Raw genomic sequence first — 23,435 nt, forward strand, 5'->3', positions numbered from 1 at the left:
GGGCGTGCTCACCCGGGTCTTGCCGTGCATGTATTCCTCTCGCGGAATCTGTCAGTTGCGGATGGTGAACGTCGCCGGGTCGCTGAAGCCGACATTGCCGGCCGCATCGGTCGCCCGCGCCGTGAGCGGGTAAGTGCCGTTGGGGTACGCGCGGGAGTTCATGCTCGCCCGCCACGTGCCGTCGCTCTGCCGCGTGGCGCTGCCGAGGCGGGTGGATCCCGACCAGTACGAGACAGACACGACGCCCACGTTGTCGGATGCCGTCGACACGACCGCCACCGTGCCCGAGACCGTGGCACCCGACGTCGGCGCGGTGACCGTCACCGTCGGCGTCGTCACATCGGGCGTCGGGGTCGGAGTCGGCGTCGGGGTCGGGGTCGGAGTGGGCGTCGGTGTCGGAGTCGGAGTCGGCGTCGGGGTCGGCGTCGGGGTCGGAGTGGGCGTCGGTGTCGGAGTCGGAGTCGGCGTCGGCGTCGGCGTCGGGGTGGGTGTCGGAGTCGGCGTCGGTGTGACCCCTCCCGCGGGAACCGTCGACGCGAGATAGCCGTAGAACTTCCCCGCGATCGGCGAGAGCGGGTCGCCGGTGAACCGGTGGCCGCGCGCGGCAGCCGCGGCCGCCTGACCCATCACGATCGCCCGCACCTCAACCGGCGTGCGGCCGGTGCAGTCGCCCGCAGCGAAGCAGTCGAGCACGACGCCGCTGACCGCCGCGGCCGACATGCTGGTGCCGGACTGGATGTAGCCGTACCGGTTGCCCTTGGTGGTCGTGTACGGGCACATGCCGGGCGCCGCGATGGTGTGGGCCTGATCGGCCGTCGACACGGCGTAGTTGGAGTTGACGGCGGGCCGGTCATCGGGGGTCGACACCGCGCAGGGCGCCGTGCCGCGCCCGCCGGGCGCGCCGTCGTAGTCGGCGACGTTCGTCGCGGTGAGCACCTCGTCATACGAGCCCGGCACGAACTTCGCCATGTCCGTGGTCGAGTTCGCCGCCGAGGCGACGACGACGAGCCCGTCGGCGACGAGGCCGCACACCGCCTGGTGCAGCGCGTCGCCGTTCGTGTAGCCGCAGTTGCCGTCGTCGGCGCCGTTCGTGCCGAGGCTCATGTTGACGACGCCGATGCCGAGGCGGTCGGCGTTGTTCGCGACCCACTCGAGGCCGCACAGGATCGTGGAGAGCGTGCCGAGGTTCTTCGCGTCCATCACACGCACCGAGTACACCGGCGCACCGGGCGCGACGCCCACGATGCCGGTCTCGTTGTCGTAGGCCGCCATGTAGCCGGCGACCGCGGTGCCGTGTCCGTTGCCGTCGCTCGCATCGAGTCCGGGGACGCAGCCGACGGACCCCGCCAGGTTGTAGTCGTCGTGCGGGCTCACGCCCGAGTCGATGATGGCCACCGCCGGACCGTCCCACTCGGTCACCCCGTCGCCGGCGTCGACCGGGGTTTCGTCGGCCTCGACCGAGCGCACGTGCGGCGGCACGGTCTGCGCCATGCCCTCGAACACGACGTCGGGACTGACCGCGTCGATGCGGGGGTCGCGCGCCAGGGCCGTGGCTTCCTTCGCGGTGAGCTCCACTGCGAACCCGTCGATCGCCGCGGTGAACCGCTGATCGGCGCCGTACTTCGCGGCGAGCGCCCGCGCATCCACCCCGTCCGCCACCGAGACGACGTACGTGCCGGCCGGGAGGGGCGCCGCCGTCGCGGCCGGAGCCGCCGACAGCGTCGCCGCCACCAGGATCAGTGACGCCGCGAGGGCCACGCGGGATCGCGTCGTGGGACGGCGTGCAGCGGTGCGGTTCATCCTCGTGCTCCTTCAGCGGCCACCTGCGGCCGCGATATCGGTGTCCTGCCGCGCCGGGATCGGCGCCGGAACTCGTCGTAGGCGGTCAGGGTCTGCGCAGCGATCGCATCCCAGTCGAGCGCGCTGAGATCGGCCGAGGCCGGCCGGCCTTCCTCGGTCGCCCACGAGAGCGCTTCGCTCAGGTCTGCGGTCGTGAGCTCACCGGCGTACAGCCGCACCCACGCGGTGCCGAGCTGATCGCGCAGCTCCCGCATGCCGCCCTGATCGGGCACGAGCACCGGTCGGTCGGCCGAGGCCGCCAGGATCGCGGACCCCGAGTTCTGGATGCGCGAGTACGGCAGCACGACGACGTCGGCGGCGGCGAGCACGACGGGGATCTCCTCGTCGGGGAGGAATCGCAGATCGAGCACGACCCGCGGGTCGGCGCCCGCGGCTTCGCGCAGCTCATCCGCGAGGGCCGCGGGCGACGCTGATCCGGCCACGAGCAGCACAGCGTCACCGGGCATGTCGCGGAACACGCGGATGAGGTGCGGGATGTTCTTGTACGAGCGGATCTGGCCGACGGCGGCGATCACCGGCCGCTCCGGCGGGATCCCCAGCGCGGCGCGGGCCGCGGAACGCGGCATCCCGAACGTGTACTCGTCGCGGTAGTGCCCGTGCGGGGTCACCGCCGCAGGCACGTCGCGCAGCCGCGGATAGGCGTCGCGGGCCGCCTCGACCCCCTGCTCGGTGAGGCCGATGATGCCGTCGATGTTGCCGAGCAGCAGCCGCTCGGCAGCGCCGCGGATGGCGGGAGTCGAGCGCTCCTCGTGCGACGAGACGTTGTGGACCGTCCACACGAGCAGCGTTCCGCGCGGCCGCGCAAGGCGCAGCGCGCTGTAGAAGAGCACGAGGCGGGCGACGTGGATCGACCGTCGCCGCCCCGACAGGAACGACAGGTCGGGCCAGTGCAGGTGCACGACATCGGTGCGATGGGCGAGCATGCGCCAGTAGCTGAGGTCGCTCACGCGCACCCCGCGGCGCTGCAGTGCGCGGTAGAGGCTGCCGTTGTAGGGGTTGGCCTTCTCGGTGCGGAATGCGGGCTCCGCCTGAACGGTGAGCGGTCGCGGCGCCGGCGGCGCGGCGGGTGGCGGCGTGCGACCGAACAGCGTGCGCTCGGCCGCGGGGTAGCCGCGGCGCCAAGCCCGCCGATGGTAGAAGACGTCGCGCCAGGTGCGGCGCTTCGCACGCGTCACCCACTCGAGGAGGCCGCGTACGGCGGCACCTGCCTGCAGCAGCAGGATGCCGGCGAGCGCGAGGACCCGCGGCCACACCAGGTTCACGTAGGTGGCCTTGCCCGCCATCACCATGGCCATCTTGCGGCCGGTCGACGACGTCGACCCTCCGACGTCGTGCTGGATGACCGCCGACGGCACGATCACGGGGCGGAGTCCGTGGGCGCGGGCACGGGCGCTGAACTCGGCATCCTCCCCGTAGAGGAAGAAGCGCTCGTCCATCCCGCCGATCGCATCCCACTGCGCACGCGGCACGAGCAGCAGGCATCCCGTGATCACCGGCACCTCGCGCACGGTGTCGCGCTGCCAGCGGCCGAGCGATTCGGGGTCGAACAGCGCCGACCGTTTGAACACGGTGCTGAGGCCGGTGGCGAAGCACAGCAGCGACCACGGCGTCGGGGCGCCCCAGCACGACGACGGGTCGAGCGAGCCGTCCTCGCGCACGGTGCGCCCGCCGTACAGACCGTGCTCCGGATGCTCCTGCGCGAAGTCGATGAGCGCTTCGAGCGAACCGGGGAAGACCGTCGCGTCGGGGTTGAGGAGCAGCACGTACTCGGCCGTCGACGCCTCGACCGCGCGGTTCACTCCGCGGGCGAAGCCGAGGTTCTCCCCCGCGTCGATCACCTGCGCCTCGGGGTGCGCGGCGGCGAACGCCTCGGCCGAGCCGTCGGTGGAGCCGTTGTCGACGACGATCAGCCCGACTCCGGGGATCTGCTGGTCGACGACCGACCGCAGGCATTCGAGCGTGCGCTCGCGCGTGTTGTAGTTGACGACGATCACGTCGACGGTCGGAGCGCTCATGCGGCTCCGCGCTCAAGATCGGCGTCGACCGGGGGAGCGGCATCCGGCGACGGCGATGCGTCCGTCGCCGCGGCATCAGGCGCCTCCGCTGACCGCACGCCCGCGGCATCCATCCGCCAGCCGATCACCTTCGCCGGCACACCGCCCGCGATCGCGTCGGGTGGCACGTCCTTGGTGACGACCGCGCCCGCCGCGATGACGGCGCCGTCGCCGATCGTCACGCCGGCGAGCACGACCACGTCGGCGCCGAGCCAGGTTCCGGCGCCGATCACGATGTCCTGCTCGATCTTGGGCTGGTCCATCGGCGCGGTGCCTCGTTCGATGCCGTAGTTCGACGCCGTGATCGTCACCCGCGGCGCCAGCAGCGCCTTCTCGCCGAAGGTGATGCGACCGATGGAGTTGCCCGCCCAGATCGTGGAGTACTCGCCGATGTGCGTGCCGGCGCCGATGACGATGCGCTCGGCGTTGCGGAACGAGACGTTCGGCGCGAACGAGACGCCGGGCCCGCGGGTGAGGCGGCGCACCTGCGCGACGTGGGCGTAGCCGTAGAAGTGGAGGATGCGGAGGCCGTGCAGGTACACGCGCGGATCGAGCACAGAGCCGAGCGCCCGCAGCAGCCGCCTCATGCCGCGGTCTCCGTCGCCGCGGTCTCCGTCGCCGTGGTCTCCGGGGGGGCGGCGGCTGTCGCCGAGACGGTCGCCGGCGTCAGCGCCTGCTCGACGCGTGCGGCGATGCCCTCGACGTCGAGCTCGTCCCGGCTGATCACCGTGACCGCGAGGGTCGAGGCGTAGACGGTGGCGAACACCGAGATCTCGCTGCGGGCATCCCCCGCCGGGAGGATCGCGATCTGCTCGACCCGGGCGTCGCCGAACCACCGAGGCTCCTCGGCGAGCGGCATCAGCGTGGCGTAGCCGACCATCCGGCCCTCGTCCACGTCGGCCTCCTCATCGCGCACGACGCTTCGGACGAGGGCGCGCACGGCCGCCACGCGCTCCGCGAGCGAGGCGCCGGCGGGTCCGTGGGCGCGCGCCATCGACACGTGGTTGCGCACGTCGCCGCCCGCGCCGCCGCGGCGGCGCGAGACCGGCACGAGCACGTCGACCCCGCGGTCATCGTCGTCGACCGCGCCCATGGCCGCCGCGACGAGCAGGTCGCTGAGCGAGCCGCGCATCCGCGCCGCCTCGCGCGCCGCCCGAGAGGCGTCGACTTCGAAGATGACCGGCCGGGTGGGTGGCAGCATCTGCGCCCGGAGCCCCTTGCGCCGGATCAGGTACTCCTTGACGAATCCGGCATTGCGGGCCGCGACGCGCTTCGCGCGCCTGACGACGGGCTTCCGCCAATACTCGTGCCACATGCCGCCGAGTCCCTCGGTGCGGCCGCGGAAGTCGCGCAGCGCCTGTGCCGGCACGGCGAACGCGGTGCGCGGCGGTGCGCCGATCGGGGTGAGCACCTGCTCGAGATCGGGCGTGACAGGCTCGGACTCGGTCATCCGCTCGATCACGCTGAAGCCCCACTGGCCGTCGCCGACGACGTGGTGCATCCGCGCCCCCAGGGCGATCCGCCCGTCGGTGAGCACCGTGACCCGGATGTCCCACAGCGGCCGGTCCTTCGACAGCACGGGCCGTCCGAAGCCCGCGAGCCGCCGCACCGTGGTGCTGTCGAACGCGCTCGGGGTGTCATCGAAGACGACGTGCGCGCGCGGATCGAACGACGGGTCGGGCACCCAGGCGGGGGTCGTGATCCCGAGCGGCGAACGCAGCAGCTTCATCCGGAACTCGGGCACGCGGCCGAGCGTGCGGCGCAGATTGGCGTGCACCCGCTCGCGGTCGATCGTGCCGTCGGGGCGCAGGAACGGCGCTCCCTCGAGCACGAGCACCGCACCGGTGTGCATCGCCTCGAACGCGATGCTCGACGAGATGTTCTGCTCGTCGAGCGTGCGCACCATGTCGATGTGCACCTCGCGTGCGGCGATGGGTGTGGTGGTGGTCATCGCGTGACTCCTTCCGCGCGCAGGACAGGGATGGGGGCGCCGCTGCCGGCTCCAGCGAAACGCTCGCCCACGATCGGGATGCCGCGCACCTCCCACGCGCCCTGCGCCATGCCGGCGAGCAGGGAGCGATCGTGCCGGGTGTCGTGGTGGCGGCGCGTGCCGCGTGCGATGCGGGCGCCGGTGCGGCGGGTGAGTCGCCACCCGATCCGCAGCCCGAACAGCGGATCGAGCCGCAGCCACTTGCCCACGAGGGCGCCGAGGCCGAGCCCGTAGCCGTGGTGCAGTTCGACGTACGCCTCGCCGACGCGGGTGTTGGCGTGCAGCACCACGCTGTGGGCGTCGTGCACCACGTGGGTGCCGGCGCGCAGCAGCCGGATGAAGATGTCGAGATCCTCAGCGCCCGCCAGGTGCTGACCGGCGCCCATCATGTCGTCGAAGCCGCCGATGCGCAGCAGCACGTCGCGGCGGAACGCCATCACCGCACCGTGGCCGGCGTCGAGCCCGCTCACCGGCTCGATGTACCGCTCCGCGCGTGCGTAGGGGGCGTGGGCGTCGGTGGTGTGGTCGAGCATCCGGCCGGTCACAGCCGACACGCGCGGGTCGGCGAAGGGGGCGATCAGGCTCTCGATCCACCCGGTCGTGGGCCGGCAGTCGTCGTCGGTGAAGACGACGATCGGCCGGTCGGCGGTGGTGATCCCCGCGTTGCGCGCGACCGAGAGCCCCTTGCCCGCACGGGTGTAGCGGGCGCCCGCTTCGAGCGTCACCAGCCGCGTCTCGTCGGTGTCGCTGGCGCTGTCGACGACCAGCACCTCGGTCTCCGCCGGCGTCGAGGCGAGGATCGAGGCGAGACCGTCGCGGAGCATCTCCGGGCGGTTGCGCGAGCACACCAGCACGGTGGCGTCAGACGGTGACGGCATCGGGCACCTCCTGGGCGACGGCGGTCTCGTACGCGCGGACCAGTTCCACCGCTGCCGCGTCCCACGTGAGTTCGGGCGCGTGCTCGAGGGCTGAGGCCGAGAGCCGGGCGAGCTCGCCGCGATCTGCCGCGAGCAGGTCGAGCTGTGCGGTGAGCGCCCCGACGTCGCCGGGCGTGTGCACGAGTCCGTGCACGCCGTGGTCGAGCATCGCTCCGGCGGCGGTCGAGACGAGGGGCACCGTGCCCATCGCCTGCGCCTCGTAGGTCACCAGCGCGCTCCCCTCCTCGACGGTGGGGAGGAGCAGGACGTCGGATGCCGCGAGCACGGCGGGCACGTCGGACTGGAAGCCCACCAGGCGGACGCTCGGGTGCTCCAGCCGCGCGCCGAGGTAGGCGGCGTAGGCCGGCAGCATCCGCCCGGCGATCGTGAAGGTCCCGGTGCCCGACGCGTCCGAGGCCAGCCACGCGTCGAGGGCGTGGTGCAGACCCTTGCGCGGCTCGCCGAGGCCGACGTACACCGCCCGCAGCGGCTTCGCGGCGGCCGTGCGCACCGCGGCGCGACGCGTTCCCGGGCGATATCCGTAGCGATGGCGCAGCACCCGCTCGGGGGCGAACCCCTCGGCGCGGAACGATTCGGCGACCGGCTCGCTCGGAGCGAGCACGCCGGTGACGGCATCCCACTCGACCTGCTCCATCGCGAGGTGCCGCGCGTCAGCCGTGTGGGCGGTGCGGTCGGCGCCGGTCATGCCGATGCGGTCGATCTCTGCCGCGACGGCCTCCCACGCCCGGCGGGTATGGGTGTTCGGCGCCTCGCGGACGGCGGGGATCCCGGCGTCGCGGGCCGCGTGCGCGGTGAGCCCCGGCGCGAGCGGCCACAGGTGCACCACGTCGACGTCGACGCGGCGGAGCCGATCACGGGCGACGAGGTCGTGCCAGGCGAACGCGCGCTCCCGCCCGATCGCCCGATGGGGAACGCGCACACGGCCGGCGGCAAGCGATGTCGTGATCGATGCGGCACCGGGAACCGGGCGTGCGAGGCTGCCGGCGACGAGGTGCACGTCGTGACCGGCGCGCACCAACGAATCGGCCTGGTTCCACGCGGTCCAGCCGATGCCGGGGGCGCCCAGGGCGTGAGGGAACGACAGCAGGACCCGCATCAGCCTCCCCATCGGCGTGCGGCGGAGGAGGCCCCCCGCCCCCTTGCATGAGAACAGCGTGGATCGCGACCCCCGGAGCGCGCAAGCCTTGCGGGACGCTCCCACCGAACTGTCTCCGGCCCTTAACATTCCGGCAATACGTCGGCCTCTTGATCGGCCCATGATGAACGTGGGTAGGCCGGACGAGCTCCATCGGTCGACCCCTCCACGCCACGGCGGCACGCGACAAGCCAACTCGCCCGCTGGGGGCGGGAGGGGGGCAACACCGATGGATGTTCCGCAGTATCTTCAGATCCTCTGGCGCAGCAAGTGGCTGCTGCTGGTCGGAGCCGTGGTCGCGGCGGTAGCCGCGTTCTTCGCCGGCTTCACGATCATCGACGGCAAGGTCACTTCACGGGCCGTGCAGTCCTACACCGCGACGACGACGCTCCTCGTGTCTGCGGCCGGTGACGACATGTACCAGGCGGTCCTTCCGGGGCAGCCGCTGGTCGAGGGCCAGACGCAGCCCGAGACGGTCGACCTCACCTCGAAGGCGATCCTCTACGCCTACATCATCAGCGGACGCGACATGCGCACCACCGTCGAGGAGTCGCTCGGCGAGTTCTCCGACACCGATTCGCTCACGGCCCTGCGCCGCACGACGCAGCCCGGCGGCGACGAGTCGTTCCCCGGCCGCTACGTGCTGCCGATCCTCGCCGTCGTCGGCGCTTCGCTCGACCCGACCCGCGCGGAGGACATCGCCGCGACCGCGGCCGCGCAGTTCCAGGCCGACGTGATCGCGTCGCAGGATGCCGAGACGCTGCCCGATGCCGATCGCGTGACGCTCACGGTGCTCGACGAATCGCCGGCCGCCGAGGTCGAGGGCAGCAATCCCGCCATCCCGCTCGTCATCACCTTCCTCGGCGTCTTCCTGCTGTTCGTGGCTGCGGCGTTCATCATCGCGGGCATCCGCTCGCGTCGCTCGGGCACAGCGGCGGCCCCCGCGACCGAGCAGGCGGACGAGACGACGGACGAGCCGGCCGCGGATGCCGCCGACTCCGAAGACGTCTACGCCGACGACGAGCGGGCGCTCGAGCCCGTCGGCGAGAACTCCGACGGGTGGCCCACCGATGGGGCGGGCGACGGGATCACCTCGCGGCGCGGTCGTCGCGAGGGCACGGCGACCGACGCCCCTGAGCCGACCTACACCGGCTGAGCCCGATCCCGATGTCGACTCTCGAACGCCGCGCCGATCCGCCCCCGGCGACACCCGACGGCGCCGCGGGGGCGGATGCCGCGGCCGCGGCGCCGCGGGAGCGGTGGCGCCCGATCGTCGCCACGGTGATCCTCGTGGCGGTCGCGGCGGCGTGCGTGCTGCTGCTGCCGCCGATGGCGGGCGGCGCGCTGATGCTGCTCGTGGCGATCGGATACCTGGCGCGGCGTCTGGTCTTCAGCTGGACCGGCGGACTCGTGCTCTTCGTCGCCATCGTGATGTTCATCCCGGTTCGCCGCTACGCCCTGCCCATCCCGCTTCCGTTCGCGCTCGAGCCGTACCGCGTCATGCTGCTGGTGCTCCTCGCGGCGATCGTCGGAGCGCTGCTCCTCGACAAGCGCCACCGCTGGCAGCCGGTGGCGTTCGGCTGGCCGATCGGCATCTTCATCGCCTCGCTCGTCATCTCGATCCCGCTGAACGCGGCGGATCTCGTCGAAGCGGGTCTCGCTTCGACCGCGGTCGGCGCGCTCGTGAACTACCTCATCCTGCTGTCGTCGTTCTACGTGGTGCGGCAGGTGCTCACCTCTCGGCGCATCGTCGAGGGGCTCGTGGCGGGGCTGGTGTGGAGCGGCGTCGTGGTCGCGATGTTCGCCACCTTCGAGCGCGTGACCCAGGTGAACGTGTTCTGGCGTCTCGCGACCTTCCTCCCGCTCGACGTGATCGCCGACGAGGGGGCGGCCTTCCGCGCCGGCGGCTACCGCTCGTACGGCTCGTCGCAGCATCCGATCGCCCTGTCGGTCATGCTCTGCATGCTGATCCCCCTCGCGATCTACCTGGCGAAGTACGCGAAGTGGCCCGGCAACGAGTGGAACCGGCGCATCGTCTACGGCATCGCCACCGGCGCCCTGTTGCTGGGCGTGCTCTCCGCCGTCTCGCGCACCGCGGTCGTCGTGCTCGCGGTCATGCTGCTGCTGACGCTGCTGCTGCGGCCGTACCTCGGGATCACCCTCGTGCTGCTGTCGTTGCCCGCGCTGGTGCTCGGATTCCTCGTGCTCCCCAACATGTTCGACACCCTCATCGGGTCGTTCCTCGACCTCGACGCGCTGATCGCCTCGCAGCACACGTCGCCGGGCTGGGGAGGCGCAGGACGCCTCGCCGACCTCGATCCGGCGTTCGCGCTCATCGCGCAGGACCCGTTCTTCGGCACCGGCGTCGGAAGCCGCATCGTCGTGGGCGATGACAGCAACGCGTTCATCCTCGACAACCAAGTGCTCGGCACGCTGATGGAGGCCGGCGCGATCGGCGTGGCCGGTCTCGCGGCGCTCATGCTGATGCCGCCCATCATGCTGCTGCGGTTCGCGTTCGTCACCGCCCGCCACGACACCCGCTTCGCGATGCTCGCCTTCGCGATCGTGGCCTCGTGCACCGGCTACATCACCGCACTGTTCTTCTACGACGCCTTCGGCTTCTACCAGACCTTCTTCGTGCTCTGCATGGAGCTCGCCATCGGCGCCTGGCTGCTCACTGCGAGCCCGCCGGCGAAGGCCGCGGCAGCGGCGAAGGCGGCTGCGCGAGAGGCCGCCGCGGCGCGCACCCCCACCCCGGCGGAGGCCCGGTCGTGAGCATCCTGTCGATCGTCGTCCCCGCGCACGACGAGGGCCCGCTCATCCGCGCGACGCTGGTGCGGATGCTGGCGGACGCCGAGCCCGGCGAGTTCGAGGTCATCGTGGTCGCCAACGGCTGCACCGACGACACCGCCGCCCACGCGGCTGCCGTGCCCGGTGTGACTGTCGTCGAGATCGCCGCCGCGTCGAAGATCGCCGCGCTCAACGCCGGAGACGACGCGGCGACGGGCTACCCCCGCGCGTACATCGACGCCGACGTCGACATCACCACCGATGCGCTGCGCGCCCTCGCCGCTGCGCTCTCGACCGCCGCCGAGCCGCGCGTCGCCGCGCCGAGGATCGAGATCGACGCAGCGCGCAGCACGTTCGCGGTGCGCGCCTACTACCGCGTGTGGGAGCTGTCGGACTACCGGACGACCGGACACATCGGCTCGGGCGTGTACGCCGTCAACGCCGCAGGACGCGAGCGGTGGACGGAGTTCCCCGACGTCATCGCCGACGACCGCTTCGTGCAGCAGCGGTTCCACGCCGACGAACGCGTGAGCGTGGCCGACCACTCCTTCACCGTCGCGGCATCCCGGGACATGCGCACGCACATCCGCCGCGGCATCCGGATCGAACGCGGGAATCGCCAGCTCCCGGCGACCGCGCAGCTGGCAGGGCAGGACCCGGCCGCGCGTCGATACGCGCGGCTCCTCTCCCGCGTCGCCCGCCGGCCCCCGCGGTGGATCGACCTGCCGTTCTACGTCTACGGGTTCGCCTCCACCACGCTGCGCGGCCGTCGCTCGATCGACGGACCCACCGCCTGGTCGCGTGACGACGCCCTGCGACAGGAGGCTCGCGCATGAGCACGCCGGGCCTCAGCCATCGCGCGTCGCGGGGGGCAGCCGTCACAGCCGGCGGCCTGTGGCTGCGCACCCTGTTCCAGCTCGGGTCGACCATGGTGCTCGCGCGCCTGCTCGAGCCGAGCGACTTCGGTCTCGTCGCGATGATCATGGCGATCGTCGGCATCGCCGACCTCGTGCGGGACTTCGGGCTGACGGGCGCGATCGTGCAGTCGCGCGACCTCACCTCGAAGCAGTGGTCGAGCCTGCTGTGGTTCTCGGCGGCGCTCGGCGGCGCGCTCATGATCGCGATCGCGGCCTGCGCCCCCCTCATCGCCGCGCTCTACGCCGAGCAGCGGCTCGTCGTGCTGACCCTCGCGATCGCCCCGACCCTGCTGCTGAACGGCATCGCGATGCCCATGCAGGCGGCGGTGCAGCGGCAGCTGCGCTTCGGCACCCTCGCGATGATCGACATCGTCTCGATGGCTGTGGGTGTCGTGCTGTCGATCGTCGCGGCCCTCCTCGGCTGGGGCGTCTGGTCGCTGGTCGTGCTCGCCGGCGCCGGCCAGGTGTACCGTCTCATCGCCCTGTGGGTCGCCGCGAAGCCGCATTGGGGCCGCCCGCGCATCGGCCGCGACATCCGTCCGTTCGTCAGCACCGGCGGCAGCATCTTCGGGGTGCAGCTGCTCAACTACGCGGCGCGCAACCTCGACAACGTGATCATCGGCCAGCAGCTGGGTTCGGCGGCGCTCGGCCAGTACTCGCGGGCGTACTCGCTGTTCCTGCTCCCCCAGCAGCAGCTCACCGCGCCGATCGGGCGGGTGGCCCTACCGGTGCTCAGTCGCCTGCAGGACGACGGCGAGCGCTACCGCCGCTACATCCGCGGCGCGCTCACCGTGATCGGCTACCTCGCCCTCCCCGTCTACGCCGTGGCTGCGGCGATCGCGCACCCACTCATGCTCGTGATCCTCGGACCGGGATGGGATGCCGCCGCCGACGTGTTCGCCCTGCTCGCGATCGCCGGCGTCGCCCAGGCGGTGGGCAACGTGCAGGGCTGGATGTACATCAGCCTCGGGCGGGCGCACCGGCAGTTCGTGTACTACCTCGTCACCCGCCCCTTCGTGATCGCCGCGTTCTTCGTCGGCGTCTGGTGGAACGGCATGAACGGGCTCGCGCTCCTGTACGGCCTCGTGACGCTGCTCCTGCTCGTCCCCGGCTTCGCCGTCGCCATCCGCGGCACCTTCCTGAAGGGCTGGACCGACGTCGCCCTGCCGCTCGTGGGCCCGGCTCTGGTGGCCGCCGGCGCGTTCGGCGCCGCGACGGGTGTGACCATGCTCACGACCGGATGGCCGGCGCTGCTGCAGGTGCTCGCCGGCGGGCTCGCGGGCCTAGCGGTCATCGCAGCGGCGGCGCTCGTTCCGCCGGTGCGGCGCGACTACCGAATGATGGTCGACTTCGTGAAGCAGGCCCGCTCCCCGAAGACCCCCGCACGCGAGGACGTCCCGGTCGACGCCGAAGCCACCCAGCTCGGCGCTGACGAGGTGTCGGCGGGCGAGATCGAAGAGCTGCTCGAATCCGACGAGCGCCGACCGGAAGGACGCACCAGATGAGGTCACGACGCGCCGCCGTGGCGATCCCCCTGGGAGTGCTCGCCCTCTCGCTCGCCTTCACCGGCTGCGGCGCCCAGCCCGCTGCCGCCCCGACGGTCACGCGCACCCCGACGCCGACCGCGACACCGACCGCCGAAGCCGGCGGAGTCGAGTCGATCGCCGTCGTCGGCGACTCGATGTCGCTGGCGGCGACCGCGTGCGGAGAACCCACGGCGTGCGTCGAGCAGTCGTGGGCGATCGGCACGGATGCCGCCGTGGACTCGGTCGCGACGCGCCTGGGTGCGCTCCAGGGCAACACCCCCTCGACCACCGCCATCGCCAAGCTCGGCGCCAAGGCGTCGTGGGCCCGCGGCCAGGTGGCCGCGCTGAAGGCCGCCGATCCCGACGTCGTGCTCGTGCTCCTGGGTGCGAACGACGCGTGCGCGCCGTCCGACGACGAAGTGACCGGCCCCGACGCGTTCGCCGCCGACTACGCCGAGGTGCTCGCGGGCGTTCGCAGCTCGGCCCCGGGCGCCGCGATCGTCGCATACTCGGTCCCCGACCTGCTGCGGCTGTGGGAGCTGGGTCGCGATGACCCCGAGACGGTGGAGATGTGGCAGGCGAGCCCGTCGTGCCGGTCGCTCCTCGCCGATGCCGGCTCCGACGCATCCGACGCCGTCGCGCGGCGCACCGCGATCGCCGACCTCGTCACGTCGTACAACACGTCGATCCAGGCGGCGTGCGCCGCCACCGAGGGCTGCACGTGGGACGAGGGCGCGGTGAACGCCACGCAGTTCGAACTCGAAGACGTGTCGACCCTCGACCACTTCCACGCCTCCGCCGCGGGCCAGGCGACACTCGCCGCGGCGGCCTGGCCGGTGGTGGAGCGGGCGCTCGGCCTCTGACGGTCGGCCTCCGGGGCTCGGCGTCTGGGGCTCGGCCCCTGACGATCGGCCTCTGACGGCCGACCTGCGACGCGGGATCTTCGCGGCCGGGCGCGGACAGTCGTCCGCCCTGTCCGCGGATCGGGTGCGCGGGCAGGGCGGACGGGTCAGGATTGTCAGGCTGCGACGCGCAGTGGCGGAGCGCTGACGAGATCGACCGAGCGTCGCGCCGCTTCGAGCAGCACGGTCTCGTCGAGCTGGTCGGGCGTGCGCATGAAGGCGAGCCCGCGTCGCTGCATCTCGCGGGCGATCTGCACCTGGTGGTCGTCGACGTGCTCGCGGTGCTGTGCCAGGCGCGGCACCAGCACGGGGAAGCGCCCCTGCTCGAAGGCGGCGATCGCCGATCCGGTGCCGGCGTGCGCGATGACGACGTCGGCCTCGGCGATCGCGGCCGACAGCTCGTCGTGCGGCACCCGGTCGCGGCCGTCGATGCCCCACGACGACACGTCCTGGGGACCGGTCTGCCACAGCACCTCGTCGGCATCCGCGAGGAGCGGGGCGAGTGCGTCGAAGAGGCGGTCGAATCCGTACCCCTCCTGCGTGCCGACCGTCACCACGGCGCGACGGATGCGGTCGGGGGCAGGCGTGATCGTCTCCGACGGCGTGAAGCCGTCGTAGATCGACCCCGCGTACGCCCAGCGCGAGCTCTGCCACGCGGGGTACTGCGTGTAGGTGCGGATGCGCGGGAACCGCTCGAGGATGCGGCCGGTGATGCTCGGCCCGACCGCCCGCGCTGCGCTCTCGATGTAGTGAGCCTGCGCACCGCGCGCGGCCGCCATCGGCAGCACCGCGACGGCGGGGCTCGACCCGGTGCTGAACGCGCGCTCGTATTCGTGGCTGCGCATCACGGTGCCGGCCATCGACCGCAGCCGCCAGAGGTTTCGCACGTCACGCGGCGCGACGAAGGGCGCGTAGTGCACCTCGCGGTCGGCGAGCAGCGACGTCGACAGGCCGTTCTCGAAGGTGATCCAGACCTGGTCCTCGGCCGGCACCCCGAGACGCTCGGCCAGTGTGTAGAGCTGCTTGAGGTGCCCGCCGCCCGAGCACACCATCATCGTCTTGGCCATGTGTGTTCTCCTTCAGTAGGCGCCGTCGTGCTTGAACAGCTGCACGACCGTGCGCAGGATGAGGATCAGGTCGCCCGTGAACGACCAGTTCTCGACGTAGTAGAGATCGAGGCGCACGCTCTCCTCCCACGAGAGGTCGCTGCGTCCGCTCACCTGCCAGAGCCCCGTGATCCCGGGCTTCGACAGCAGCCGCCGGGTCTCCGAGCCCTCGTACTCGCGCACCTCGCTCGGCAGCGGAGGGCGCGGCCCGACGAGGCTCATGTCGCCGCGGAGCACGTTCCACAGCTGCGGCAGCTCGTCGAGCGAGAAGCGCCGCAGCACTCCCCCGACCCGGGTGATCCGCGGGTCGTCCTTGAGCTTGAACAGCACGCCGTTGCCGTCGTTGCTCGCCTCCAGCTGCGCGCGCTGCCGCTCGGCATCCGTCACCATCGAGCGGAACTTCAGCATCGTGAAGGTCGACCCGCCGACGCCCACGCGCGTCTGGCGGAACAGCGCGGGGCCGCCGTCGCCGAGGCGCACGAGCAGCGCGATCACCGCGAACACCGGCGCGAGCACGATGAGCCCGAGCGAGGTCGCGACGATGTCGAAGACGCGCTTGAGCGAGTGCGTGAATCCGGAGTACTGGGGCAGCTGCACGTGCACCATCGGCAGACCCGACACGGGACGCAGGTGGATGCGGGGGCCGGCGACGTCGGTGAGGCGGGAGACGAGGATGAGCTCCGCCTTGGAGTTCTCCAGCTCCCAGCCGAGGGACCGGATGCGGTCGCGTCCGCCGGGCAGGTCGCCGGCGATCATCAGCGCCCGCGTGCGCGATCCGCGGGTCGCTTCGACGACGTCGTCGAACTCCACCCGGGGAAGGTGCGACAGGCGCTCCCACACCTCGCGGGGCACCTCGGTGCTCGACGCCGTGAGCGAGATCGCCACCGGGCGATAGCCCGCGATGATGTTCCCGTTGAGCTCCTGCACGGTGCGGTCGACATCGACGGGGGCGCCGACGACCATCGCCCCGGTGAGCGCCCGGCCGTCACGGCGAAGCTCCATCAGCACCTTGCGCCAGATGAGCCGGTTGCCGAGCAGGAGCGCCCACCCGAGCGGCATCGCGACGGCGACGTAGCCGCGCGCGAAGTCGATCTGGCCGACGTAGCAGAAGATCGCCACGCATCCGAAGGCGATGAGCGTGGCGTTGGTGACGCGCTGATACTCGGTGAGGCCCTCGCCGATGATGCGCTTGGCGCGGCTCTTCGCCGCCCACAGGGCGACCAGCCACACCCCGGCGACGCAGGCCGCGGCGACGCCGTACGCGGCTGTCGACTGCGCCGTCCAGTCAGGGGCGCCGAAGCGGACCAGGCTGGCGATCGACAGCGCCGCGACGATGGCGACGACGTCGCCGGCGACGATCCCGGTGACCAGCCGCTGGAACCACAGCAGCGCGAGCGGCTGCCGCGGCACGCGCCCCGGACTCACCGTCGTCTGGACCTGCGTCCGGACCGCGCCGGTGTCCGCGCCGATTACCGCGCCGGTATCCGCAACAGGCGCAGCCGCGCTCGTGCTCATCGAACCCATGTCGACCCCAGTCATGAGTACTCAGGGGACGACCTTGGCCCTGCGCTCCCCCGGGCGACTGCCCGGCGAAGTGATGCGATGGTGCTTCGGTGATGCTCAGGTGGTGCGGTGGTGCTTCAGATGGTGCACGTCCACGTTCTCCCGAACGAGCGTGGCTCAACGGTATTGGGCCGGAGCCCGGAGCACACCCCCTGGGGGGCGGTCTTCATACGGCGGGTGCGAACTCTTCACCTCGGCGTAACACGGCGGGCCGCTCCATCAGGTCGAGGATCGTGCGATGCCGTGCAGCCCAGCTGTTGCGCTCGACGAACGCCTCGCGGGCACTCTCGTCGGCACGGCCCCGGCGCAGCGCCTCGTCGACGTACGGGGCCATCTCGGCCGTGCTCGGCGCGATGAGCACGCCGGGGTCGATGCCGTGGATGGGCGGAAGGTCGATCGCGACGACGGGGAGACCCGCGGCGAGGTACTCGTACACCTTGAGCGGGCTCATCGCCTCGGTGAGCGGCGTCCGCCGGTGCGCGAGCAGCGAGAGGTCGCAGTTGCGCAGCGCCGCGACCAGCTCGGCCCTGCCGACACCGGGATGGATGTGGACGTTCGCGATGTCGCGCAGCTGCGCGACGTACCCCGGATCGGGCGCCGGCCCCAGCAGCACGATGCTCACGCCCGGCCGCTCGCGCGCGAGAGCGGCGATGCCCTCGGTGTCGAGCCGCTCGTCGATCGTGCCGACGTAGATGGCCCGTGGCCCGGGGATGCCCGCCAGCCACGCCGGCTCGGCCGGCACCGGCCCCGCCCAGTCTCCGGGCTCGACGCCGTTGGGGATGACCGCACGGGGTCCGCGCGGATCGATCCGGTCGATGATCTGCTGCGACACCGCCGCCACGGCGATCTCGGCGTCGCTGATCTGCCGGTAGGCGGCCTGGAACGCGGGCCAGTACTCCCGCCGCCCCGCGTAGCTCAGCCAATCGTCGCGGGCGAAATACGTCACCGTAGAGGCCCACGCGAGCGGACTGAACGCCGCCACGAGCGGGTTGGTGGTGATCACCGCCGGCGCCTCGAGGCCGAGCCGCTCGGCCCGCCGGCGCAGCACGTCGTCGTAGCGCCGGTAGCCGCGCACCAGCGCCGGCAGCTTCACCGGGTCGGCGCGCGCGAGTCGCCGCGGCGTGACGAGCGATCGTCGCGGTGCGGGCGGCAGCGGCGGGTCGGCGCGGCGCAGGCGCCGTGCGACGACGCTCGGCAGCGACCGGAAGGGGTTCGCGACCAGCAGCCCGTCGATCTCGGCGGACGCCATGAGGGTCTGCAGAATGCGGTCGGGTGGACGCATCATGCCGCGCGCGACGGCATCGGCGTACGTCTCGTACGAGAACGTGAAGACCGCGTCGCGCGGGGTCATGGCACCAGTTCGCGGATGACGCGCGCCGGCGCTCCGACGGCGACGGTGCGGGCGGGGATGTCGCGCGTGACGACGCTGTTCGCGCCGACGACGGCTCCGGCGCCGATCGTCACGCCGGGCATGACGACCACGTTCTGGCCGAGCCACGCACCCCGCCCGATCCGCACCGGCGCGACCCGCACGAGGTCCTGGTCGCGGATGGGGAGGTCGGGGTCGTCGAAGCCGTGCATGTGGTCGGAGATGTAGACGCCCCGCGCGAGCTCGGCCGCCTCCTCGATCACCACCTCCTGCACCGCGGTGATCGACGTCTGGTTCATGCGCACGCGATCGTGCAGGTGGATGACGGGCCCGGGGTGATCGAGGCGCGGCACCATGAACCACGACGACGGGCCGATGAGCACCTGCCGCCCCACCGAGACCATGTGCGGGTTGCCCGAGCGGAACGGGAGCATGATGCGGCTGCGGTCGCCGAACTCGGCGAAACCGCCCCGCACGAACGCGGTGTACATCGCATCGCGCAGCCGCGCCGCGTTCTGCATCGTCGTCATGCCGTTCACACGGCCACCTCCTGTGCTGCGCGGTGCATCTCGACGTTGCGCTGCGCCAGCGCGACCACCTCGGGAAGACGTCCGGCGATCGTGTCGCCGAGTTCCGCCACGTGGTCGAGCGCATCCTCGACTGCCGCGGGAAGACGTGTCGCGAACCCGTCGCCCGGCTCGACGCACAGCTGCGGCGTGCCGGTCAGCTGCATCAGCCCCTCGACCTTCCCCTGCGTCGAGATGGTGACGGCCGGTGTCGCCGACAGCATCGACATCACGGCGAGGTGCATGCGCCCGGTGACGGCGATCGTCGCACGGGCGCCGAGGCCGCGGATCTCGCGCGGCGAGAGCAGCCGCGGCACGAGCGTCACCCCGGCGTCGTCGGCGAACGCGTCGGCGATGCGGGTGCACAGCGGCATGTCGTCGGCGCCGTGCCGCGACACGTGCGGGATGATCGCGACCCGGATGCCGCGGGCGCGCAGCAGCCGCACGGTCTCGGTGTACGCGTCGACGGCCACGCCGACGAGCCCCGAGGCGTTCACGAGCGCCAGCGGCTCATCGGCCCCGAGGCCCGCCACCCAGCGGGCCGGCGCGTCATGGTCCACGGTGCGTGCGGCGAACACGATGTCGGCGGCGTCGCGCACAGCCAGTCCGTCGGCGCGTGCACGCCCGGCCGACACCGGGTCGCGCAGGTACAGTGCGACCCCGGCGTCCCCCGCCGCGCGGAGCGCCGCGATCGCGGCCGGCGTCGGTGCGGCGTTCCAGCTGAAGCCGATGACGCGCGCGTCGAAGCCGAGCTCCGCGGCCCGGCGCACGAGCAGCGCCCGGTTCAGCGATGCGCGTTCGACGTAGGCGCCGTCCATGACGTCGGCGCCGAGCACGCTCACCGTCGCGGCCTGCGCGAGCACCGGGCGCAGCATCCTGAGGTCGCGCGCGCGGCCGAGAGCCGACCCGTAGATCAGGGCGGGCAGGGGGACGAGCGTCATGCGGTCCGCCAGGTGCTCGGGCACGTCGATGTCGGCGACGGAGCGCACGACCACGTGGACCGGGCCGTCGACGGCTTCGACGAAGGCTTCCACGAGCGCCTGGTCGCCGATGTTGCCGCGCCCGGGCGGTGCGACGACCACGTGACCCGTGACTCCTGCGCGGGCGCGGGCGGTGAGCACGAGGCGGTCGGCCGCGCGGATCAGCCGCCGGTCGCGGAGCGGCCGGAGCATCCGTTCACGCAGGCTCATGCGACGTTCCGATCCGGAGCAGCGGTGCGGACCTCAACGCTCATCGGCTCTTCCCTCTCTCCGGTGCCGGTCACAGCGCCCAGATGGCACGCAGGCGGTCGTCGGAGGGCACGGGCACGGTTCGCTCCAGCCACGCGGCGTCGATCTTCGCGAGGCTCGGGTCGGACGTGAATCCGCCCGAGGCGACCGGCACCGACGCCGATCCCGAGATCGTGCTCGACTGCACGCTCGCCCACTCGCCGCGCACGATGCCGATGAAGGTCGAGCCCCGCGACGACAGGATGCCTCGGGTGCCGGAGCCGTTGACGGCCGCGGGGGCTCCCGAGGTGAAGTTGTTCGCCTGGGCGGGAACCGGGTACCGCTGCAGCATGCGGTCGCCCGCGACGAGCAGCGAGCCGTCGAACATCACGTTCTTCGCGAGCCCCGAGGGGATGAACCCCGCGTTGGTCGACGCGAACAGCACGGTGTCCTTCAGCGTGATGTTCGCCTGCGCCTTGTCTCCCGAGAGCTGGAGGGTGTCGCAGTGCGCGGTCGAGCCCGCGGGCTTGTACGAGGGGGCGATGTAGCAGCCGATCACACTCACCCCGTCGAGCACGTTGCCGGCGGTGCGGAACGCCCAGGCATCGCTCTCGGTGAGCTTGGCGTCGGGCGTCACGCACTCCACGAACTCGACGTTGGAGAGCGGCCCGCCCTTGCCCGCGGTGGCGTTGAACGCCTGTCCCTTCGACCACGCCCAGGCCACGTCTTCGACCGAGGTCAGCACGACGCTGTTGGGGTGGGTCCAGAACCCGACGAACGACACGCCCTTCACCCGGTCGATCCGGATCGAGCCGGTGTGCGTGATCGAGCCGATGCCGTCGCGCGGGGCGACCAGCACGCGCGAGGCGCGACCGCTCGACCCGACCAGCTGGATCACCGGTGCGCTCGAGGAGCCTGCGCCGTTGCCGGGCAGGGTGCCGGGCTTCACGAGCACGGCGCCGGCGCCGTCGCGCGAGCGCTCGTCGACGTAGGCGATCGCCTTCGAGATCGCCGCCCACGTGCAGTCGGCCTCGACGACGACGTCGAACGTGTCGGTGGCGCGCGGTGTGCGAGACGGCCAGTGCGTGCCGTTCGGCCCGTACGAGGCGGCGGCGAGCGCCCCCGTCGGGCCTGCGCCGGATGTCGCCAGCGTTGTCGTCTTCGGAGTCGGTCGCGGTGTCGCGCGTGCCGCCGGGGCGGCATCGGGCGCACATCCGAGGAGCACGCCCGCAGGGAGCGCTCCGAGCAGCAGGAGTGCCGCTCGACGGTCGAGTTCTGCCATCAGGCGGTTCCATCCCTGTCGGTGCACGAGACGCCTTCGGCCCGGCCGGGCCGTGAGGTCCAGCCGTACTCACGCTAAAGCGCGAGTGAGTCATCCACGTTACGAAGAGGGAAACTCCGAGAGCGGGCATCCGCCCCTCGCTAAAGTGACGGCATGACGGCACCTTCGCCTCGGCCCGCCCGTCCGCTGTCCGTCGTCGCCGGCAGGCTCCCGGCGACGCTGTCGCTCGTCGCGGCCCTCCTCGTCGCCGGACTCGCCTGGCAGGGACTGTGGCGGCCGTTCGAGGACTCCGACCTCTTCGACGTCGTGGCGTACGGTCTCCCCGCATTCGAGGCCGGACGCTGGTGGACCCCGGTGACCGGCCTGTTCTTCGTCTCGCAGCCATGGGTGTACCTCTTCACGATCGGCGGCTTCGTCGGCATGGCGTATCTGGAGTGGCGCCGGGGGTCGATCGTCGCCCTCGCCTACTTCGGCGTGGGTCACCTGTTCGCGGTCTTCGGGTCGGCGCTCGTGCTGTGGCTGTGCGCGATGCTGCCCTGGCCCTGGGCGCAGGAACAGGCGCTGGTGCTCGACGTCGGCCCCTCGGGTGGCACCATGGCGTGCATCGCGGCCGCCGTCGCCCTACTCGCGGCGCCGTGGCGCATTCGCGCCCTCCTGGTGCTCCTCGCGTTCGTGTTCCTCGCGATGCTCTTCTGGGGCGAGCTGGCCGACCTCGAGCACCTCCTCGCGGTGCTGCTCGTGCTCGTCGTCGACCGGTCGCTGCGCGTGCAGCGCACGACGGTGCGCGAGCAGCGACTCATCGCCTTCACCGGGATGCTGGTGCTCGGCGTCGTGCAGCTCATCACCCTCGTCGTCCCGACGGACGGAGTGTTCGGCCCGACGGAGCCGGTGTCGGGCGGGTTCCTCGACTTCGCCCTCGACTCGCTCGTGATCGTGCTGATCGCGAACGGCCTGCGCCGCGGACGCCGGTGGGCGTGGGTGGTCGCCGTGGTCCTCGGCGCGATCAACATCGTCACGGCGGCGCTGGTGCTGACCCTCGTCGTCGTGTTGTCGGAGTCGGCCGTCGAAGGCGCGATCGCCGGTGAGACCGAGCTCGCCCTCGCGAGCGGCTCCATGTGGCTGATGCTCCTGGTGTACCTGCTGTGGGTGCGCGGCGCCTTCCGAGCGCGGCGGCGTTCTCGGCTGGGGAGCCAGCCCGCCCCCGACGTCGACGAGGTGAAGGAGCAGCTGCGCCTCTACGGCGGCGGCACGCTGTCGTGGATGACCACGTGGGACGGGCTGGAGTATGCCCGCACCGAGCACGGCATCGTCGCCTTCCGGCGTCGCGGTGGGGTGGCCCTCGCCCTGGCCGATCCGATCGGACCGGCCGCAGACCGGGCGGCCGCGGTGCGGGAGTTCATCGGCGTGGCGGAGCGCGCCGGCCTCATCCCCTGCTTCTTCAGCGTCGACGACCGCACCGCGGCAGCCGTGCCGAGCAGCTGGCACAGTCTCGTGGTCGCTGACGACACGATCGTCGACCTGCCGGGCCTGGAGTTCACGGGCAAGCGCTGGAACTCGGTGCGCACCGCCCTCAACCGCGCCGGGCGCGATGAGATGACGGTGCGCCTGACGCGACTCGCCGACGAGCCGTGGGGCGTGCGTCAGCAGCTGCGGGCCATCTCGGAGGCGTGGGTGGGCGACAAGGGGCTGCCTGAGATGGGCTTCACGCTCGGCACCCTCGTCGAGGCGGAGGACCCGGAGGTGCGGCTCGCGATAGCGATCTCGCCGGACGGCGACGTCGACGGATTCCTGTCGTGGCTGCCGGTGCACGGCGAGGGCGGCCGCATCCGCGGCTGGACCCTCGACCTCATGCGCCGGCGCGACGGCGGTTTCGGCCCCGTGATGGAGCTGCTCATCGGATGGTCGGCGCGGGAGTTCTCCGCGGAAGGCGCAGAGGTCATGTCCCTGTCGGGGGCGCCGCTGGCGCACGAGTACCCCGAAGGTGCGGGGCTCATCGCGCCGCTCAGCGAGAAGCTCGCAGAAACACTCGAACCGGTGTACGGCTTCCGCTCGCTACACCGGTTCAAGGAGAAGTTCCACCCGCGCTACGAGACGCTCTCTCTCCTTTATCGGGATGAGAGCGACCTCGCGCGCGTCGGTGGAGCGCTCACACGCGCGTTCCTGCCCGAGGCCTCACTGCGGCAGTTCGCCGATGCAGGGCTCGAGCTGGTGCGCGGCTCGCGCGACTGA

The 23,435-nt window shown here is 72.1% G+C and carries 18 protein-coding genes; 6 read left to right on the top strand and 12 right to left on the bottom strand.

The genetic code is table 11. The annotated features are described in order from the left end of the window. Positions 1-51: 51 nt before the first annotated feature. From JOD63_RS14440 to JOD63_RS14465, 6 genes are read right to left on the bottom strand one after another with little or no spacing between them, the layout of a single operon-like run. Positions 52-1,800 (bottom strand): S8 family serine peptidase, encoded by a 1,749-nt coding sequence (locus JOD63_RS14440; RefSeq protein ID WP_052682595.1) that lies wholly within the window; start codon positions 1,798-1,800, stop codon positions 52-54. Then, entirely contained in the window at positions 1,797-3,875 is a 2,079-nt protein-coding gene (locus JOD63_RS14445) for a glycosyltransferase (RefSeq protein ID WP_052682594.1), read from the bottom strand. The genes JOD63_RS14440 and JOD63_RS14445 overlap by 4 nt, the downstream gene beginning before the upstream one ends. Then, a complete protein-coding gene (locus JOD63_RS14450; protein ID WP_084613670.1) occupies positions 3,872-4,501 on the bottom strand; it encodes an acyltransferase in 630 nt (209 codons plus the stop codon). Before JOD63_RS14450 ends, JOD63_RS14445 begins: the two co-directional genes overlap by 4 nt. Next, the gene (locus JOD63_RS14455; protein ID WP_045276643.1) at positions 4,498-5,865 is read right to left on the bottom strand and encodes a wax ester/triacylglycerol synthase domain-containing protein; all 1,368 of its coding nucleotides are present in this window, start codon (positions 5,863-5,865) and stop codon (positions 4,498-4,500) included. The genes JOD63_RS14450 and JOD63_RS14455 overlap by 4 nt, the downstream gene beginning before the upstream one ends. Beyond that, on the bottom strand, positions 5,862-6,782 hold the full coding sequence (locus JOD63_RS14460; RefSeq protein WP_045276642.1) for a glycosyltransferase: 921 nt from the start codon (positions 6,780-6,782) through the stop codon (positions 5,862-5,864). The genes JOD63_RS14455 and JOD63_RS14460 overlap by 4 nt, the downstream gene beginning before the upstream one ends. Further along, positions 6,766-7,938 carry a glycosyltransferase family 4 protein gene (locus JOD63_RS14465; protein WP_052682593.1) on the bottom strand — a complete coding sequence of 391 codons (1,173 nt, stop codon included), beginning with the start codon at positions 7,936-7,938 and terminating at the stop codon, positions 6,766-6,768. The genes JOD63_RS14460 and JOD63_RS14465 overlap by 17 nt, the downstream gene beginning before the upstream one ends. A gap of 268 nt (positions 7,939-8,206) precedes the next feature. Between JOD63_RS14465 and JOD63_RS14470 the strand changes: the two genes are divergently transcribed. From JOD63_RS14470 to JOD63_RS14490, 5 genes are read left to right on the top strand one after another with little or no spacing between them, the layout of a single operon-like run. Next, the gene (locus tag JOD63_RS14470; RefSeq protein WP_045276640.1) at positions 8,207-9,133 is read left to right on the top strand and encodes a hypothetical protein; all 927 of its coding nucleotides are present in this window, start codon (positions 8,207-8,209) and stop codon (positions 9,131-9,133) included. A gap of 11 nt (positions 9,134-9,144) precedes the next feature. Further along, positions 9,145-10,752, top strand: a complete 1,608-nt coding sequence (locus JOD63_RS14475) for an O-antigen ligase family protein (protein ID WP_045276639.1) — start codon at positions 9,145-9,147, stop codon at positions 10,750-10,752. Then, positions 10,749-11,603 carry a glycosyltransferase gene (locus tag JOD63_RS14480; RefSeq protein WP_052682592.1) on the top strand — a complete coding sequence of 285 codons (855 nt, stop codon included), beginning with the start codon at positions 10,749-10,751 and terminating at the stop codon, positions 11,601-11,603. The genes JOD63_RS14475 and JOD63_RS14480 overlap by 4 nt, the downstream gene beginning before the upstream one ends. Beyond that, positions 11,600-13,189 carry a lipopolysaccharide biosynthesis protein gene (locus JOD63_RS14485; RefSeq protein WP_052682591.1) on the top strand — a complete coding sequence of 530 codons (1,590 nt, stop codon included), beginning with the start codon at positions 11,600-11,602 and terminating at the stop codon, positions 13,187-13,189. The genes JOD63_RS14480 and JOD63_RS14485 overlap by 4 nt, the downstream gene beginning before the upstream one ends. Beyond that, complete coding sequence (locus JOD63_RS14490) at positions 13,186-14,073, top strand: GDSL-type esterase/lipase family protein (protein WP_157004038.1); 888 nt, start codon at positions 13,186-13,188, stop codon at positions 14,071-14,073. Before JOD63_RS14485 ends, JOD63_RS14490 begins: the two co-directional genes overlap by 4 nt. Positions 14,074-14,228: 155 nt before the next feature. Here the strand turns inward: JOD63_RS14490 and JOD63_RS14495 are convergent, their stop codons facing one another. The 6 genes from JOD63_RS14495 to JOD63_RS14520 all read right to left on the bottom strand — a co-directional run bounded on the left by JOD63_RS14495 (position 14,229) and on the right by JOD63_RS14520 (position 21,206). Then, positions 14,229-15,179 (bottom strand): glycosyltransferase, encoded by a 951-nt coding sequence (locus JOD63_RS14495; RefSeq protein ID WP_052682589.1) that lies wholly within the window; start codon positions 15,177-15,179, stop codon positions 14,229-14,231. 12 nt (positions 15,180-15,191) lie between these two features. Beyond that, positions 15,192-16,757, bottom strand: a complete 1,566-nt coding sequence (locus JOD63_RS14500; protein WP_211088130.1) for a sugar transferase — start codon at positions 16,755-16,757, stop codon at positions 15,192-15,194. Positions 16,758-16,947: 190 nt separating this feature from the next. After that, positions 16,948-18,132: a glycosyltransferase gene (locus tag JOD63_RS14505; RefSeq protein WP_045276638.1), complete on the bottom strand. Its 1,185-nt coding sequence runs from the start codon at positions 18,130-18,132 to the stop codon at positions 16,948-16,950. Further along, on the bottom strand, positions 18,129-18,680 hold the full coding sequence (locus JOD63_RS14510; protein WP_045276746.1) for an acyltransferase: 552 nt from the start codon (positions 18,678-18,680) through the stop codon (positions 18,129-18,131). Before JOD63_RS14510 ends, JOD63_RS14505 begins: the two co-directional genes overlap by 4 nt. Before the next feature lie 5 nt (positions 18,681-18,685). Further along, complete coding sequence (locus JOD63_RS14515) at positions 18,686-19,906, bottom strand: polysaccharide pyruvyl transferase family protein (RefSeq protein ID WP_052682586.1); 1,221 nt, start codon at positions 19,904-19,906, stop codon at positions 18,686-18,688. Between the two features lie 70 nt (positions 19,907-19,976). Continuing rightward, positions 19,977-21,206 (bottom strand): hypothetical protein, encoded by a 1,230-nt coding sequence (locus JOD63_RS14520; protein WP_045276637.1) that lies wholly within the window; start codon positions 21,204-21,206, stop codon positions 19,977-19,979. Between the two features lie 153 nt (positions 21,207-21,359). On the opposite strand from JOD63_RS14520, the gene JOD63_RS14525 reads away from it, so the two are divergent. Then, positions 21,360-23,435 carry a bifunctional lysylphosphatidylglycerol flippase/synthetase MprF gene (locus JOD63_RS14525; RefSeq protein ID WP_045276636.1) on the top strand — a complete coding sequence of 692 codons (2,076 nt, stop codon included), beginning with the start codon at positions 21,360-21,362 and terminating at the stop codon, positions 23,433-23,435.

This window comes from Microbacterium terrae, assembly GCF_017831975.1.
Lineage (GTDB): Bacteria > Actinomycetota > Actinomycetes > Actinomycetales > Microbacteriaceae > Microbacterium > Microbacterium terrae.